12 protein-coding genes are annotated in these 14,849 nt (G+C 63.7%); 6 read left to right on the forward strand and 6 right to left on the reverse strand.

Features of this window, described 5'->3' with window-relative positions; translation table 11 throughout:
• Nucleotides 1–87: 87 nt before the first annotated feature.
• Nucleotides 88–1,317 (reverse strand): tyrosine--tRNA ligase, encoded by a 1,230-nt coding sequence (gene tyrS / locus M2335_RS07980; protein ID WP_264579100.1) that lies wholly within the window; start codon nt 1,315–1,317, stop codon nt 88–90.
• Nucleotides 1,318–1,380: 63 nt separating this feature from the next.
• On the opposite strand from tyrS, the gene M2335_RS07985 reads away from it, so the two are divergent.
• From M2335_RS07985 to M2335_RS07995, 3 genes are read left to right on the forward strand one after another with little or no spacing between them, the layout of a single operon-like run.
• The gene (locus tag M2335_RS07985) at nt 1,381–1,935 is read left to right on the forward strand and encodes a DOMON-like domain-containing protein (protein ID WP_264594341.1); all 555 of its coding nucleotides are present in this window, start codon (nt 1,381–1,383) and stop codon (nt 1,933–1,935) included.
• Entirely contained in the window at nt 1,932–3,137 is a 1,206-nt protein-coding gene (locus M2335_RS07990; protein ID WP_264594342.1) for a DUF1343 domain-containing protein, read from the forward strand. The genes M2335_RS07985 and M2335_RS07990 overlap by 4 nt, the downstream gene beginning before the upstream one ends.
• An 11-nt stretch (nt 3,138–3,148) precedes the next feature.
• Nucleotides 3,149–4,024, forward strand: a complete 876-nt coding sequence (locus tag M2335_RS07995; RefSeq protein WP_264594343.1) for an EamA family transporter — start codon at nt 3,149–3,151, stop codon at nt 4,022–4,024.
• Between the two features lie 19 nt (nt 4,025–4,043).
• Here the strand turns inward: M2335_RS07995 and M2335_RS08000 are convergent, their stop codons facing one another.
• The 5 genes from M2335_RS08000 to M2335_RS08020 form a co-directional block, all read right to left on the reverse strand.
• Complete coding sequence (locus tag M2335_RS08000) at nt 4,044–4,724, reverse strand: DUF6975 family protein (protein WP_181559927.1); 681 nt, start codon at nt 4,722–4,724, stop codon at nt 4,044–4,046.
• A gap of 237 nt (nt 4,725–4,961) precedes the next feature.
• On the reverse strand, nt 4,962–7,010 hold the full coding sequence (gene rpoD / locus M2335_RS08005; RefSeq protein ID WP_264587362.1) for an RNA polymerase sigma factor RpoD: 2,049 nt from the start codon (nt 7,008–7,010) through the stop codon (nt 4,962–4,964).
• A gap of 47 nt (nt 7,011–7,057) precedes the next feature.
• Entirely contained in the window at nt 7,058–8,929 is a 1,872-nt protein-coding gene (gene dnaG, locus M2335_RS08010; RefSeq protein WP_264594344.1) for a DNA primase, read from the reverse strand.
• Nucleotides 8,926–9,291, reverse strand: coding sequence for a GIY-YIG nuclease family protein (locus M2335_RS08015; RefSeq protein ID WP_264594345.1), 366 nt, complete (start codon nt 9,289–9,291; stop codon nt 8,926–8,928). Before M2335_RS08015 ends, dnaG begins: the two co-directional genes overlap by 4 nt.
• A gap of 153 nt (nt 9,292–9,444) precedes the next feature.
• The gene (locus M2335_RS08020; protein ID WP_264595383.1) at nt 9,445–9,897 is read right to left on the reverse strand and encodes a GatB/YqeY domain-containing protein; all 453 of its coding nucleotides are present in this window, start codon (nt 9,895–9,897) and stop codon (nt 9,445–9,447) included.
• 161 nt (nt 9,898–10,058) lie between these two features.
• Between M2335_RS08020 and carA the strand changes: the two genes are divergently transcribed.
• From carA to carB, 3 genes are read left to right on the forward strand one after another with little or no spacing between them, the layout of a single operon-like run.
• Nucleotides 10,059–11,216, forward strand: coding sequence for a glutamine-hydrolyzing carbamoyl-phosphate synthase small subunit (gene carA, locus M2335_RS08025; protein WP_264594346.1), 1,158 nt, complete (start codon nt 10,059–10,061; stop codon nt 11,214–11,216).
• Complete coding sequence (locus M2335_RS08030) at nt 11,213–11,482, forward strand: hypothetical protein (protein ID WP_181559922.1); 270 nt, start codon at nt 11,213–11,215, stop codon at nt 11,480–11,482. Before carA ends, M2335_RS08030 begins: the two co-directional genes overlap by 4 nt.
• The gene (carB, locus tag M2335_RS08035) at nt 11,482–14,820 is read left to right on the forward strand and encodes a carbamoyl-phosphate synthase large subunit (RefSeq protein WP_181559921.1); all 3,339 of its coding nucleotides are present in this window, start codon (nt 11,482–11,484) and stop codon (nt 14,818–14,820) included. Before M2335_RS08030 ends, carB begins: the two co-directional genes overlap by 1 nt.
• Nucleotides 14,821–14,849: the final 29 nt, after the last annotated feature.

A 14,849-nucleotide genomic window follows, 5' to 3' on the forward strand; every position in this document is an offset into this window, starting at 1 on the left:
TCCCAGTCGGAGTCTGATCCTGTCAGTCACCGGTAAACATCTGATAAACTCGGCGTAATCGAGGCGCGAACGCCCCGCTCCGGCAGCTTAGCGGCTGAGCAGAGCGTGCCGCTTCTTGCCGAGGCTGAGCTTCACCGGCGTCCCGCCAATCTCGATCAGATGCTTTTCGTCGCGTACCGGCTCGTCGTCGACGCGGACGGCGCCTTCGGCAATCTTGCGGCGCGCCTCGCCATTGGAGGCGGCCAGCCCGGCCTGGGTGAGGGCCGTGACCAGGGCGATGCTGCCTTCCGAGACGTGGACGGTCGGCAAATCCGCAGCCGCCGCCGCGCCTTGCTCGAAGGTGAGGCGGGCGGTTTCGGCAGCGCCATCCGCAGCGGCCCGGCCACGGCAAAGCGCCGTAGCCTCATTGGCGAGGATCTTCTTCGCTTCGTTGATCTCCGCGCCTTGCAGCGCTTCGAGCCGCCGGATTTCGTCCATCGGCACATCGGTGAACAGGCGCAGGAACCGCCCGACATCGCGATCGTCGGTGTTCCGCCAGAACTGCCAATAGTCGAAATGCGGCAGCATCGCCTCGTTCAGCCAGACGGCGCCCGCCATCGTCTTGCCCATCTTGCCGCCGTCGGCTGTGGTGATGAGCGGCGTGGTGACGCCGTAGACTTCCGTGCCATCCACCCGGCGCGAAAGCTCGATGCCGTTGACGATATTGCCCCACTGGTCCGATCCGCCCATTTGCAGCCGGCAACCTGCCCGACGGGAAAGCTCGAGGAAGTCATAGGCCTGGAGGATCATGTAATTGAACTCCAGGAAGCTCAGCGACTGCTCGCGATCCAGCCGCAGCTTGACCGAATCGAAGCTGAGCATCCGGTTGACCGAGAAGTGCTGGCCGTAATCCCGCAGGAACGGCAGATATTCGAGCGCGTCTAGCCACTCGGCATTGTCGGCCATGATCGCGTCCGTGGGACCATCGCCGAAGGTCAGGAAGTTCTCGAACACCGTCTTGATGGAAGCGATGTTGCTGTTGATCGTCTCGACGGTCATCAGCTTGCGCGCTTCATCCTTGAAGCTGGGGTCGCCAACCTTGCCGGTCCCACCACCCATCAGCACGATGGGCTTGTGGCCGGTCTGTTGCATGCGACGCAGCAGCATGATCTGCACCATCGAGCCGACATGGAGCGAGGGCGCGGTGGGATCAAAGCCGATATAACCCGGAACGACCTGCCTGGCGGCGAGCGCATCCAGCGCGCTTGCGTCAGTAATCTGGTGGATATAGCCCCGCTCTTCGAGCAGGTTCAGCAGGTCGGACTTGTAGCTTGTCATGATCGCCCTTTGGGAAGCGCGGGGTTATTGAAACGCGGGGGCGCTTAGCATGGGATGGGAAGGATGAGTAGTATTTTGGCCCGCGCCGCTCTGGTCTGCCATCCGGATACGCCCTGCGATGCGCTGGCGGCGCTGGGCATGCAGATTGAGCTGACCGACGATCATGGTTGGGAGATCGGCTTCGTGGCCATGGGCCGGATTGCCGATCTGCGTCTGCCCGAGGCCGCACCAGGCATTCATACCGATGAGCTATGGCGCACCACCTGCTTCGAGCTGTTCGTGGCGCAGGACGATGATGCCTATGCCGAGTATAATTTCTCGCCCTCCGGCGCCTTCGCGGCCTATCATTTCGACCATTATCGCACCGGTATGAGGCCTTTCGAGATACCCGCGCCGCGTATCCTGCAGGCGGCAGATGCCGAGCGGCTGTCGCTGTCCATCCGCCTTCCCGAAGACGCGCTGGTGTGGGATCGATCAGGGCCGATCGGCGCCAGCGCGGTCATTGAGGAGGCGAACGGCTCTCTGAGCTATTGGGCGCTGGCGCATCCACCCGGACGGCCAGACTTTCACCACCGGGATTGCTTCGCGCTGCGGCTTCCGCCAGTGGACCGGGCATGAGCTTTCTCACCGGTCTCGATCGCTTGCTGGCCGACCCCGCGCTGCGTGCACCGCTTGCCGGCCAGCGCATCTGTCTGCTGGCGCATCCAGCTTCCGTCACCGCGGACCTCACCCACGCGCTCGATGCACTGGCGGCCTGTGGCGACATCCGGCTGACCGCCGCCATGGGGCCGCAGCATGGCCTGCGGGGCGACAAGCAGGACAATATGATGGAATCGCCGGATTTCATCGATCCTGCTCACGGCATCCCGGTGTTCAGCCTTTATGGCGAGGTCCGCCGGCCGACGGCGCAGATGATGGACTCGGCCGACATATTCCTCGTCGACCTGCAGGATCTGGGGTGTCGCATCTACACCTTCGTGACGACTTTGCTCTATCTGCTCGAAGCGGCGGAAAAGGCCGGCAAGAGCGTGTGGGTGCTGGACCGGCCCAATCCCGCCGGGCGGCCCATCGAGGGTCTGACGCTGAGGTCAGGCTGGGAGAGCTTTGTCGGTGCCGGGCCGATGCCCATGCGCCATGGCCTCACCATGGGCGAGCTGGGGCACTGGTTCATCGCACATTTCGGGCTGAACGTGGATTATCGCGTAATCGCGATGCAGGGCTACGCGCCCGAGGCGGCGCCGGGCTTCGGCTGGCCCACTGAGCGCATCTGGGTCAATCCCAGTCCCAACGCGCCCAATCTCAACATGGCCCGCTGTTATGCCGGGACGGTGATGCTGGAAGGCGCGACGCTATCGGAAGGGCGCGGCACCACCCGCCCGCTGGAGCTGTTCGGCGCGCCCGATATCGACGCGCGCAAGGTGATCGGCAAGATGCAGGCGCTGGCGTCGCACTGGCTGGCAGGATGCATCCTGCGCGACTGCTGGTTCGAGCCGACCTTTCACAAGCATGTCGGCGCCTTGTGCGCCGGCGTCCATATCCACGCCGAAGGGCCGGCTTACGTGCACCACGCCTTCCGCCCATGGCGGGTGCAGGCACTGGCCTTCAAGGCGATCCGGGCACTGTACCCGGACTATCCGCTCTGGCGCGATTTTCCCTATGAGTATGAGCTTGGCAAGCTGCCCATAGACGTCATCAATGGATCGCCCTTGCTGCGCGAGTGGGTGGATGACGGCGCCGCGACGGCGGCGGACTTGGATGATATTGCCGGGGCTGACGAACGTGCCTGGGCGGAGACCCGCGCGGCCCATCTGCTTTACTGAGCGGTGGGAGGATGAAGGGTGGCCCAGAACCGGCGGCGGGGCTGGCGCTGTTGCCGGTGCTGGCTGTGGTGGGTTCGACGGCTTGTTTCCAATTCGGGGCGGCTTTCGCCAAGGGGCTGTATCCCTCGGTCGGGCCGATCGGCGCGTCAGCCCTGCGCATCTTGTTCGCGGCGCTGATTCTGCTGGTGTTGGTCCGGCCGTGGCGGGCGTGGCCTGCGCGGCCGGACTGGCTGGCGCTGCTTGGCCTAGGTACCTGCGTTGCGGGGGCTATTCTCTTTTTCTACCTCGCCATCGCGCACCTGCCGCTGGGCATCGCAATCTCCATCCAGTCTCTAGGGCCATTGACGCTCGCCGCCTGCATGGCGAAGCGTGCCCTCCACTTGTTCTGGGTCGCGCTGGCGGGCCTCGGCATCTGGTGCCTGGTGGGTGCCGATGGCGCAAAAGGCGCGCTGGAACCGGTGGGACTGTTGTTCGCGCTCATCGCTGCTGCCTGCTGGGCAGGCTACATCCTGTGCGGCCGCAGGGTGGCCACATCATTCGGCGCTGGAGGTGCGGCCTTGTCGCTCTGCGTGGCCGCGCTTCTCGTCGTACCGGTGGGCATGATGCAGAACGGGGTGGGGCTCTTCGCGCCCGCCTTGCTTCCGCTCGCGCTGCTGGTGGCGATCCTGTCCGCAGCCATTCCCTTGTCGCTGGAGCTTTATGCGTTGCCCAGGTTGCCCGCCCGTAACTTTGCGGTGCTGACCAGTCTCGAACCGGCCTTCGCCGTTCTGGCTGGGCTGTTCATGCTGGGCGAACGCCTCAGCGCCATCCAACTCGCCGGGATCGCAATGGTGGTGGCCGCCAGCATGGGCTCGGTGATGAGCAGGAGAAAGACCACGCCAGCATAAGCCCGGCGTTCACTCGATCTTACTGGCTGCTCTGTCGCGCGCCGGCCCTGGCCTTGAGCAGGTTCCACATGCCGCGATGCTGCACGAGCAACTGATCGGCGCCGAATTGCACGGCACGCGAGAAGCGCTCGACCTGGGGAAGGTCGTCCAGCAGAGCCACCGTGTCAGACTGGCTGGGGAGGGTGGTTTCGGCCGGCTCAATGCCGAGGCTGAGCGCGCCGACGTCGAGAATCTTGCGGATGGCCTGCCATTCCAGCACCAGCGTAATCGCCGTGCCGAGCGCGCAACCGCGCCGTTCCGACTGGGCAAGCATCTCAATCGCGTGGCTTTGCTGGGCGATGGCCGCAGTCGCCTCACTATGGCGCGGCGTGCTCGGCACTGGCCCTGCGGCGGCGCAGAGGCGATGCATATAGTCGCGCTCTTCGGCGAAGGCGCTGGTCGAGCGGATCAGCCAATCGCGGGCGACCGGCTCTGCTGTGTGAACGGCAGCGTGATCGACAACGCCCGGGATCTGGCCGTGGAGCAGGACGAGAAGGTGGATGAAGTCCGCAAAGTCCGCCGAGTGCCGCGCAAAGGATATCCGCTCGCCGGCCAGCACGGGCGCGCAGTAAGAATGTGTCGCGGACCCTTCGCTCTCCACAAGCGCAAGCACTCGGGCGGAAAGGCCGGTCTCAACGAAATCAAGCGGGCGCGGGTCCATATCAAGCCTCAGAATGCCGAACCGACAGGCCGGCAATTTTCCCCGCCGCGATGTAACGCGCAGGAAGTTAACAAGATGTTGAAAACGCTCCAACCAAGCAACGCGAGCCTGTTTTATTTCAGAGTATTAGCTCGGTCGCGCAGACGTGCTAAGGTTCTTGGCGCTGGCAGGTAATGCGCGCACGAAAAAGGCGGCGGAAGCGCGCAACGCCTCCGCCGCCTGATCTGATTTCGGACCTTACTGGTCCAGGAAGCTGCGCATCTTGCGGCTGCGGCTCGGGTGCTTGAGCTTGCGCAGCGCCTTGGCCTCGATCTGGCGGATACGTTCGCGCGTCACCGAGAATTGCTGGCCGACTTCTTCCAGCGTGTGATCGGTGTTCATGCCGATGCCGAAGCGCATGCGCAGCACGCGCTCCTCACGCGGGGTGAGGCTTGCCAGCACGCGGGTGACCGTTTCCTTGAGGTTGGCCTGGATCGCGGCGTCGACCGGGATGATCGCGTTCTTGTCCTCGATGAAGTCGCCGAGGTGCGAATCTTCCTCGTCGCCAATCGGCGTTTCGAGCGAGATCGGCTCCTTGGCGATCTTCATCACCTTGCGCACCTTCTCGAGCGGCATGCTCAGGCGCTCGGCCATTTCCTCCGGCGTGGGCTCGCGGCCCTGCTCGTGGAGGAACTGGCGGCTGGTGCGGACCAGCTTGTTGATCGTCTCGATCATGTGCACCGGAATACGGATGGTGCGCGCCTGATCGGCGATTGAACGGGTGATCGCCTGGCGGATCCACCAAGTCGCATAGGTGCTGAACTTGTAGCCGCGGCGATATTCGAACTTATCCACCGCCTTCATCAGGCCGATATTGCCCTCCTGGATGAGATCCAGGAACTGCAGGCCGCGATTGGTGTACTTCTTGGCGATGGAAATCACGAGGCGGAGATTGGCCTCGACCATCTCCTTCTTCGCAATGCGCGCCTCGCGCTCGCCCTTTTGCACCATGTTCACGATGCGACGGAACTCGGGCAGGGACGTGCCGGTCGACTGCGCGATCTCGGAGACTTCCGCCCGAATGCGCTCGACAGCATCAACCTCATTGGCCGCAAAGGCCGCCCACTTCTTGTCGAGCTTGCTGACCTTCTCCAGCCAGCCATCGTCCAGCTCCTGGCCGACATACTGGTCGAGGAAGTCCTTGCGCGGCACCTTGTGGCGCTCGGCGAGGCGCAGCATCTGGCCGCCCAGCGTCGTCAGGCGCCGGTTGAAGGCGTAAAGCTGATCGACGAGATATTCGATCTTTTGCTGGTGGAACTGGACGCTCTCGACTTCTGCCGTCAGGTCTTCGCGCAGCTTGTGATAGGTCGCTTCGTCCTTGGCCGGGAATTCCATGCCATTGCCGAGCGCGACCAGCCGGGCCTGCTGAATCTTGCCGAATTTGCCATACAGCTCGGTGATGTTGGCGAACTTTTCGAGCGCAGCGGGCTTGAGCAGCTCTTCCATCGCGGCGAGCGAGAGGGTGTTATCCTCCTCGTCGTCCTCTTCCTGGCGCGCCGTGCGGCGTTCGACCATGGAATCATCGTCGTCGCCGTCGGCTTCCGGCTCGTCCTTCACCTCGTCCTCGTCCTTGAACGAGGGACCGGCGGTCTTTTCGGAAATCTCGCCATCGTCGTCTTCGCCGTCTTCCGACAGGCTTTCCGGCGCCGGGTCTTTGGAAAGCATCGCGTCGAGATCGAGGATCTCGCGCAACTGCATCTCGCCATTGTTGAGCGCGGTCGACCAGCCGATGATCGCGTTGAACGTCGTCGGGCTCTCGCAGAGGCCGAGGATCATGGTGTCGCGACCGGCCTCGATGCGCTTGGCGATGGCAATCTCGCCCTCGCGGCTGAGCAGTTCCACCGCGCCCATTTCGCGCAGGTACATGCGCACGGGGTCGTCGGTGCGGTCGGTCGTCGTCTGCTTCTTCTCGGCGACATTGCCGGAGCCATCTTCCTCGTCCGAATTATTGTCGATGGACTCGACTTCGGATTCGGGCTGCTCTTCGCCGTCATCGCCCTGTTCTTCGTTCTCGACGATGTTGATGCCCATGTCGCTAAGCGCCGAGGTGATGTCCTCGATCTGGTCGGAGGACATCTCGCCTTGCGGGAGGGCGCTGTTCAGCTCGTCATAGGTGATGTAGCCACGCTTCTTGGCACGGGCGATCAGCTTTTTGATGGACGCTTCGTTGAGATCGAGAAGGGGGGCATCGCCGCCTTCTTCGCCACTCTCCGGGTTTCCAGCGTTTCCATTGATCTTCGTCGCCATGCGTTGCCTTGCTCCGGGCCAAGCGCGGTGCCGCGCGGGCCAGTTATTCACTCTTCGAGGGGTTGGGCCAGCTCGGCGGCTCGTGCCGCCAGATCTTCCTTGAGCTTGCGCAGGGCTTGCTGGCGGGCGAAACTCGCCTCGTCCAGATTCTCCGCCATCGCTCTCGTCGCCGCCGCCAGCTCCGCTTCGATTCGCGGCATCGCCACCAGCACCCCGATGGCTTCCGCCAGATCGCGCTGTGCACGCCATCCGTCGGCTTCGGCCTGGGTGAAGGTGAAATGCAGCGCGTCGGCGCGGAGCAACCCCTTCGCCATATTATACAGCTCAGTGCTGCCCAATATGGTAAGGAGCGCCTCGGTTTCAACAGTTTCTTGGCGATCGGCCGCTTTGAGCAGAGCATCGAGCAACTTTGCCAGCCCGGAGTCGGGCGGCGACAGGCTGTCCAGTGCCTCACGGTGGACGAGGATCTCGCCCGGAAAGCGCAGGAGGCCGGCCAGAACGGCGCGTAAAAGCAGCATGTCTCCGCCGGTTTCGCGGATCGCCTTCGCGTCCTGCGTGGCCGGTGGGGGCGGGGCGATCCAGCGGCCACCCTTCATCGTGCCGCCCCCGCGACTGGCCGATCGCCCCTCGAAGCGGGCGTTGGACGCGGCGCGCGGCGCGAAGAACAGCGCGTCGTAACGCTCCTTGAACAGGCGAGAATAGAGCGCCCGGATGTCGCTATCGGCGATTGTGGCGGCGAGCGCATTGAGACGCTGCTTGAGGCCAGCGCGTTCTTCCGGCGTGGCCAGCGGCGCGGCATCATGCTCGCTGCTCCACATGAGGTCCGCCAGCGGGATCGAGCTTGCGAGCACAGCCTCGAAGGCTTGAAGCCCCTCGGCCCGCAACAGATCATCAGGATCCTGCCCGGCCGGCAGCGTCGCAAAAGCAAGGCTGTGACCGGGGCGCAGCAGCGGCAAAGCGCGGTGGGCGGCACGGATCGCCGCACGCTGCCCGGCACTATCGCCATCGAAGCAGAGGATCGGCGTGTCGACCATGCTCCACAATTTCTCTATCTGCGCCTCCGTCAGCGCCGTGCCGAGCGGCGCCACAGCCTCGGCAATGCCGGCCTGGGCAATGGCGATCACGTCCATATAGCCCTCGACGACGATGATCCGGCCCGCGTTGCGCGCGGCAGGCGCCGCCTTGTCGAGGTTGAAGAGCGTGCGACCCTTGTCGAACAGCGGCGTCTCGGGGGAGTTGAGATATTTGGGCTCGCCCTGGCCCAGAATCCGCCCGCCAAAGGCGATCACCCGCCCGCGCTGGTCGCGGATCGGGATCATCAGCCGCCCGCGAAAACGATCGTAACTGTCTCGTTCGCTGTCTTCCGGCCGGATGAGCATGCCGGCCTCGACCAGCATGTCTTCGGGGAAGTCTCGCAGCGCGGTCTTGAGCTTGCCGCGACTATCCGGCGCGAAACCCAGCCCAAAGGCCCGGCGGGTCGCGTCCGTCAGCGCGCGCTTATGCAGATAGGCGCGCGCCTCGGCGCCATCGAGGCCGCCAAGCTGATCCTCAAACCAGTTCTGCGCCGCGGCGGTCACGTCATGCAGCGATTTCGCCTGCTCGGCCCGCTTGGCGGCACGCGGATCGGGCGCGGGTACCTCCATGCCGGCTGCAGCAGCAAGCTCCTTGACCGCATCCAGGAAGGGCAGGCCGCGCTGATCCGTCATCCAGCGGATCGCATCGCCATGCGCCCCGCAGCCAAAGCAATGGTAGAAGCCCTTCTCGTCGTTGATCGTGAAGCTGGGCGTCTTCTCATTGTGGAAGGGACAGCACGCCTTGTATTCGCGCCCGGCCTTCTGGACCTTGATCGTCTTGCCGATGAGCGTGGAGAGGGTGGTGCGGGCGCGGAGTTCGTCCAGCCATTGCGGGGTGAGGCTCATGGCATAGGCCCATGAGTACCGAGCTGCTCCCCTCCACGTGCCCCTAAACCTCCGTTCGTGTCGAGCGAAGTCGAGACACGTTCCGAAGGCGGACGCGCAAAATGGGAGAGCCGTTCCCAGTCCCCGCTAGCCAAAGCCTCCTTCTTGGCGCGCGACCATTTTTTCACGATCAGTTCCGCCTGCAACGCTTCGCCACGCGATCCGAAGCTCTCCGACCAGATCAATGTCACAGGGCGGCGTGCGGTCGTAAACGCGCAGAAACCGCCCGTCTGATGCTCGCCCATGCGGCGTTCAAGGTCATCCGTGTGCCCCGTGTAATATCGGCCATCACGGCAGCGCAGGATATATGTCCAAAAGGCCATCCGTATCCCCTAACCGTTCGTGCCGAATACTCCCCGTTCGTGTCGAGCGAAGTCGAGACACCTTGCGCTTGGCTGGCCGTGTCTCGACTTCGCTCGACACGAACGGAGGAAGGGCGAGCGATGAAAGAGAGGGAGGAGGGAATTCTCCCCCAATCACCCCAGCGCTGCCTTTACCAGGCCGCTGGCCTTGCTCATGTCCAGTACCGTCCCGTGGCGCTCCTTGAGCACGGCCATCACCTTGCCCATGTCCTTCACCGACGACGCACCCACTTCAACCTTGATCGCCTCGATCGCGGCGCGGGTTTCGTCCACGCTCATCTGATTGGGCAGGAAGCCTTCGATCACCTCCAGCTCGGCCTGCTCCTGCGCGGCCAGTTCGGTGCGACCGCCTTGCTCGAACATGGTGATCGATTCGCGGCGCTGCTTGACCATCTTCTGGAGCACATCGACCACAATCACGTCGTCATCGGGCGTGCTGGCGGCGGTGCGCAGTTCGATGTCGCGGTCCTTCAGCTTGGCCAGGATCAGGCGCACAGCGGCCAGCCGCGCCTTGTCGCCGGCCTTCATCGCCTCGATCTGGGCAGCCTTGATGCCGTCGCGAATCATCACGTAATCTCCGAGTCACCTTGCGGGAAAGGAACAGATATAGCGGCGCTCCCGTTTTTTTAATAGATTGACCGTGCAGATGCGAACCCATAGTGAGCCGGCCGTTTAGCCGGGCGCTTGGGGCGCCTGCCAGAAAGCAAAAAGCGAAGGACCAGACAGCCATGGCGAATGCCAAATACCCGACCGTGCCCAAAGGAGCGACGGGGGTATTGGTTCTAGCCGATGGCACCGTCGTCTTCGCGCGCGGATTCGGTGCCGAGGGCGAAGCGGTCGGCGAGCTGTGCTTCCACACAGCGATGACCGGCTATCAGGAAATCATGACCGACCCGAGCTTTGCCGGGCAGATCATCACCTTCACCTTCCCGCATATCGGCAATGTCGGTACCAATGCTGAGGACGTCGAATGCCAGCAGCCCTGGGCGCTTGGGTGCATTGTGCGTGAGGATGTGACTGCGCCATCCAACTTCCGCAACGTCCAGCCCTTCGGTGCCTGGCTGAAGGCGAATGGCCGGATCGGTCTTGCCGGTGTTGATACGCGTGCCCTGACCCGCCTGATCCGCGAGAAGGGCGCGCCCAATGCGGTGATCGCCCATAATCCGCAGGGCCAGTTCGATCTCGCAGCGCTTCATGAGAAGGCAAAGGCCTGGCCGGGCCTGGAAGGCATGGATCTCGCCATCGAGGTGACGGGCGCGCAGCGGGAGTGGACCGGCGGCGCCTGGCGCCTCGGCTTTGGCTATGAGGCGATGGAAGCGGGCGAGCGGCCCCATGTCGTCGCCATGGATTTCGGCGCGAAAGACAATATTTTCCGCAACCTCGTTAAGGCCGGTGCGAAGGTCACGGTGCTTCCGGCCACGGCTTCCTACGATCAGATCAAGGCGCTCAACCCCGCCGGTGTGTTCCTCTCCAATGGTCCCGGCGATCCGGCGGCGACAGCGGACTATGCCGTGCCGGTGATCCGCAAGCTGCTCGACGAGAATGTGCCGATCTTCGGCATCTGCCTTGGTCATCAGCTGCTCGCGCTGGCCGCCGGTGCGAAGACCACCAAGATGCATCAGGGCCACCGCGGCGCCAATCACCCGGTCAAGCGGCTGGAAGACGGCGTGGTGGAAATCACCTCGATGAACCACGGCTTTGCGGTCGATACCGCCACGCTGCCGGGCAATGTCGTCGAGACCCATGTGAGCCTGTTCGACGGCTCCAACTGCGGCATCGCCTTTACGGACAAGCCGGCTTTCGCCGTGCAGTATCACCCCGAAGCCTCGCCGGGACCGCAGGACAGCTTCTACCTGTTCCAGCGGTTCGTGGAGGGGCTGGCGTGATTGCGCTCGCGCTCCTTGCGGCGGGCGCGGCGGGCGATCAGGGCCAGTTGCAGCGTCAGCTCGATCATATGGTCGCCACCTGCCGCGCCGATCAGGTCGTCCGGCTGGTGGCTCATGGCACGGATAGGGTGAGCTTTGACATGCTGCGACGCGAGGCCCTGCCATCGGTCAGCGAGACCAATGCCCTTCAATGCGCGCTCGACAAGGTGCGATCGCGCAAGGATCTTCAAATCGGTTCCACCGGGAACGAGGCTCGGAACAAATAATGCCAAAAAGAACAGACATCTCCTCGATCCTCATCGTCGGCGCTGGCCCGATCATCATCGGCCAGGCGTGCGAGTTCGATTATTCGGGCACGCAGGCCTGCAAGGCGCTGAAGGAAGAGGGCTACCGGATCATTCTGGTCAACTCCAATCCCGCGACGATCATGACCGATCCGGAAATGGCCGATGCGACCTATATCGAGCCGATCACGCCGGAGATCGTCGCCAAGATCATCGAGAAGGAGCGCCCTGACGCGATCCTGCCGACGATGGGCGGGCAGACTGCGCTGAACACGGCTCTGGCGCTGTTCAACGATGGCACGCTGGAGAAATACGGCGTGCAGATGATCGGCGCCGATGCCGAGGCGATCGACAAGGCCGAAGACCGGCTCAAATTCCGCGACGCGATGGACAAGATCGGCCTTGAGAGCGCCCGGTCGCGCATCGCGCACACCATGGACGAAGCCATGGCCGCGCTGGAATTCACCGGCCTGCCGGCGATCATCCGCCCCAGCTTCACCATGGGCGGCACCGGCGGCGGCGTCGCCTACAACAAGGAAGAGTTCGTGCGCATCGTGACCACCGGTCTCGATGCGTCGCCGACCACCGAAGTGCTGATCGAGGAATCGCTGCTCGGTTGGAAGGAATATGAGATGGAAGTGGTTCGCGACCGCGCGGACAACTGCATCATCATCTGCTCGATCGAGAATGTCGATCCGATGGGCGTCCACACGGGCGACTCCATCACCGTCGCGCCGGCGCTGACGCTGACCGACAAGGAATATCAGATCATGCGCAACGCCAGCATTGCGGTGCTGCGCGAAATCGGCGTGGAAACAGGTGGTTCCAACGTACAGTTCGCAGTCAATCCCAAGGATGGGCGGCTGATCGTCATCGAGATGAACCCGCGCGTGTCGCGCTCATCGGCGCTGGCTTCCAAGGCCACCGGCTTCCCGATCGCCAAGGTCGCGGCCAAGCTGGCGGTGGGCTACACGCTGGACGAGATCACCAATGACATCACCGGCGTGACGCCGGCGAGCTTCGAACCGACCATCGATTATGTGGTGACGAAGATCCCGCGCTTTGCCTTCGAGAAGTTCAAGGGCGCCGAGCCGCTGCTCGGAACCGCCATGAAGTCCGTCGGCGAAGTGATGGCAATTGGCCGCAATATTCACGAATCCATGCAGAAGGCTCTGCGCGGACTCGAGACAGGCCTCGCCGGTTTCAATCAGGTCGATCATCTGGTCGGGGCGCCCAAGGAGCAGATCGTTGCGGCGCTGGGTCAGCCGACCCCGGACCGGCTGCTGATCGCAGCACAGGCGCTGCGTGAGGGGCTGAGCGTGGATGAAATCCATGCCGTCGCCAAGTTCGACCCCTGGTTCCTGCAGCGCCTTGCCGAGATCGTCGAGGCCGAGAAGGGCGTGCTCGCCAATGGCCTGCCGCGCGATGCGGAGGCCATGCGCAAGCTCAAGTCCATGGGCTTCTCGGACAAGCGCCTTGCCTGGCTGGCGCTGCAGTCGGCCAACATCCCCGGTGGCATGGACAACGCGATAAAGCGCGGCTCGGGTCTCGTCCGCGATGCGGTGGTGGCGATGACTGGCGGCGTCACCGAGAAGGAGGTGCGCGCGCTGCGCCACAAGCTCGGCGTGCGTCCGGTGTTCAAGCGGATCGACACCTGCGCGGCCGAGTTCGAGGCCAAGACGCCTTATATGTACTCGACCTATGAGGCGCCGAGCTTCGGCGAGCCGGAGGACGAGAGCCAGCCGAGCGACCGGCGCAAGGTCGTGATCCTGGGCGGCGGACCCAACCGCATCGGCCAGGGCATCGAGTTCGATTACTGCTGCTGCCACGCCTGCTTCGCGCTGGAAGATGCGGGCTATGAGACGATCATGATCAACTGCAATCCGGAGACGGTGAGCACCGATTATGATACGTCCGACCGGCTATATTTCGAGCCGCTGACGGCGGAAGACGTGCTGGAGATCCTGCATGTCGAGAAGTCGAAGGGCGAGCTTGTTGGAGTGATCGTGCAGTTCGGCGGGCAGACCCCGCTCAAGCTGGCGCAGGCACTGGAAGAGGCCGGCATTCCCATCCTCGGCACCTCGCCGGATGCCATCGACCTTGCCGAAGATCGCGAGCGGTTCGCGGCGCTGATCGAGAAACTGGGCCTGCTACAGCCGGCCAATGGCATCGCCCGCAGCCGGGAAGAAGCCATCGCGGTGGCCAATCGCATCGGCTACCCGGTGCTGATGCGCCCGAGCTACGTGCTGGGTGGCCGGGCGATGGAGATCGTCGATGGCCAGGCGCAGCTCGAGGAATATATCGCCACGGCGGTGCAGGTCTCGGGCGACTCGCCGGTGCTGATCGACCAGTATCTGCGCGATGCCGTTGAGGTTGACGTCGATGCGCTGTGCGATGGTGAGGATGTCGTCGTCGCCGGCGTGCTCCAGCATATCGAGGAAGCCGGCGTTCACTCCGGTGATAGCGCTTGCTCGCTGCCGCCTTACAGCCTGCCCGATTATCTCATCGCCGAGATCGAGCGGCAGGCCGATGTGCTGGCCCGCGCGCTCTCCGTGCGGGGCCTCATGAACATCCAGTTCGCGGTCAAGGATGGGCTGGTCTACCTCATCGAGGTCAATCCGCGCGCCTCGCGCACGGTGCCGTTCGTGGCGAAGGCCATCGGCACGCCGATCGCCAAGATCGCCGCGCGGGTGATGGCCGGCGAGAAGCTCGCGAGCCTGCCGAAGATCGACCGCAATGCGATCCGCCATATTGCGGTCAAGGAAGCCGTGTTCCCGTTCAATCGCTTCCCCGGCGTCGATCCGGTCCTTTCCCCGGAGATGAAGTCGACCGGCGAGGTCATGGGCATCGACAGCGATTTCGCGACTGCTTTCGCCAAGGCGCAGATCGGCGCGGGCACGGTGCTGCCCAAGCAGGGGACGGTCTTCATCTCCGTTAAGGATAGCGACAAGAGCGTGATCCTGCCCGGGGCCCGCAAGATTGCCGATCTCGGTTTCAAGATCGTCGCAACCGGTGGAACGGCCGATTTCCTCGCGGAGAACGGCCTGCCGGTGGAGAAGGTGAACAAGGTCGCGCAGGGCCGTCCGCATATTGTGGATCGCATTGCAGATGGCGAAGTGGACCTGATCTTCAACACCACGGAAGGCTGGCAGTCGCTCAAGGACAGCAAGGCGATCCGCACGAGCGCGTTGCGCGGCAAGGTGCCGAGCTTCACGACCGCGGCGGCAAGTCTGGCTGCTGTGGACGCAATTGAGGCTTTGCGTGCGCGTCCTCTTGAAGTGAAGTCGCTGCAATCCTATTATCAGGCGTCGCACGACTGATCTTCCAGAACACAAGAAATCAGTTGCGG

The organism is Sphingobium sp. B12D2B (assembly GCF_025961775.1).
Classification (GTDB): Bacteria; Pseudomonadota; Alphaproteobacteria; order Sphingomonadales; family Sphingomonadaceae; genus Sphingobium.

Bases quoted from the DNA above. Each gene is read 5' to 3' on its own strand.
- dnaG (WP_264594344.1), bottom strand. From the start codon at position 8,929: ATGAGCCTCACCCCGCAATGGCTGGACGAACTCCGCGCCCGCACCACC.
- tyrS (WP_264579100.1), bottom strand. From the start codon at position 1,317: ATGACAAGCTACAAGTCCGACCTGCTGAACCTGCTCGAAGAGCGGGGC.
- M2335_RS08015 (WP_264594345.1), bottom strand. From the start codon at position 9,291: ATGGCCTTTTGGACATATATCCTGCGCTGCCGTGATGGCCGATATTAC.
- carA (WP_264594346.1), top strand. From the start codon at position 10,059: ATGGCGAATGCCAAATACCCGACCGTGCCCAAAGGAGCGACGGGGGTA.
- M2335_RS07995 (WP_264594343.1), top strand. From the start codon at position 3,149: ATGAAGGGTGGCCCAGAACCGGCGGCGGGGCTGGCGCTGTTGCCGGTG.
- rpoD (WP_264587362.1), bottom strand. From the start codon at position 7,010: ATGGCGACGAAGATCAATGGAAACGCTGGAAACCCGGAGAGTGGCGAA.
- M2335_RS08020 (WP_264595383.1), bottom strand. From the start codon at position 9,897: ATGATTCGCGACGGCATCAAGGCTGCCCAGATCGAGGCGATGAAGGCC.
- M2335_RS08000 (WP_181559927.1), bottom strand. From the start codon at position 4,724: ATGGACCCGCGCCCGCTTGATTTCGTTGAGACCGGCCTTTCCGCCCGA.
- carB (WP_181559921.1), top strand. From the start codon at position 11,482: ATGCCAAAAAGAACAGACATCTCCTCGATCCTCATCGTCGGCGCTGGC.
- M2335_RS07985 (WP_264594341.1), top strand. From the start codon at position 1,381: ATGAGTAGTATTTTGGCCCGCGCCGCTCTGGTCTGCCATCCGGATACG.
- M2335_RS07990 (WP_264594342.1), top strand. From the start codon at position 1,932: ATGAGCTTTCTCACCGGTCTCGATCGCTTGCTGGCCGACCCCGCGCTG.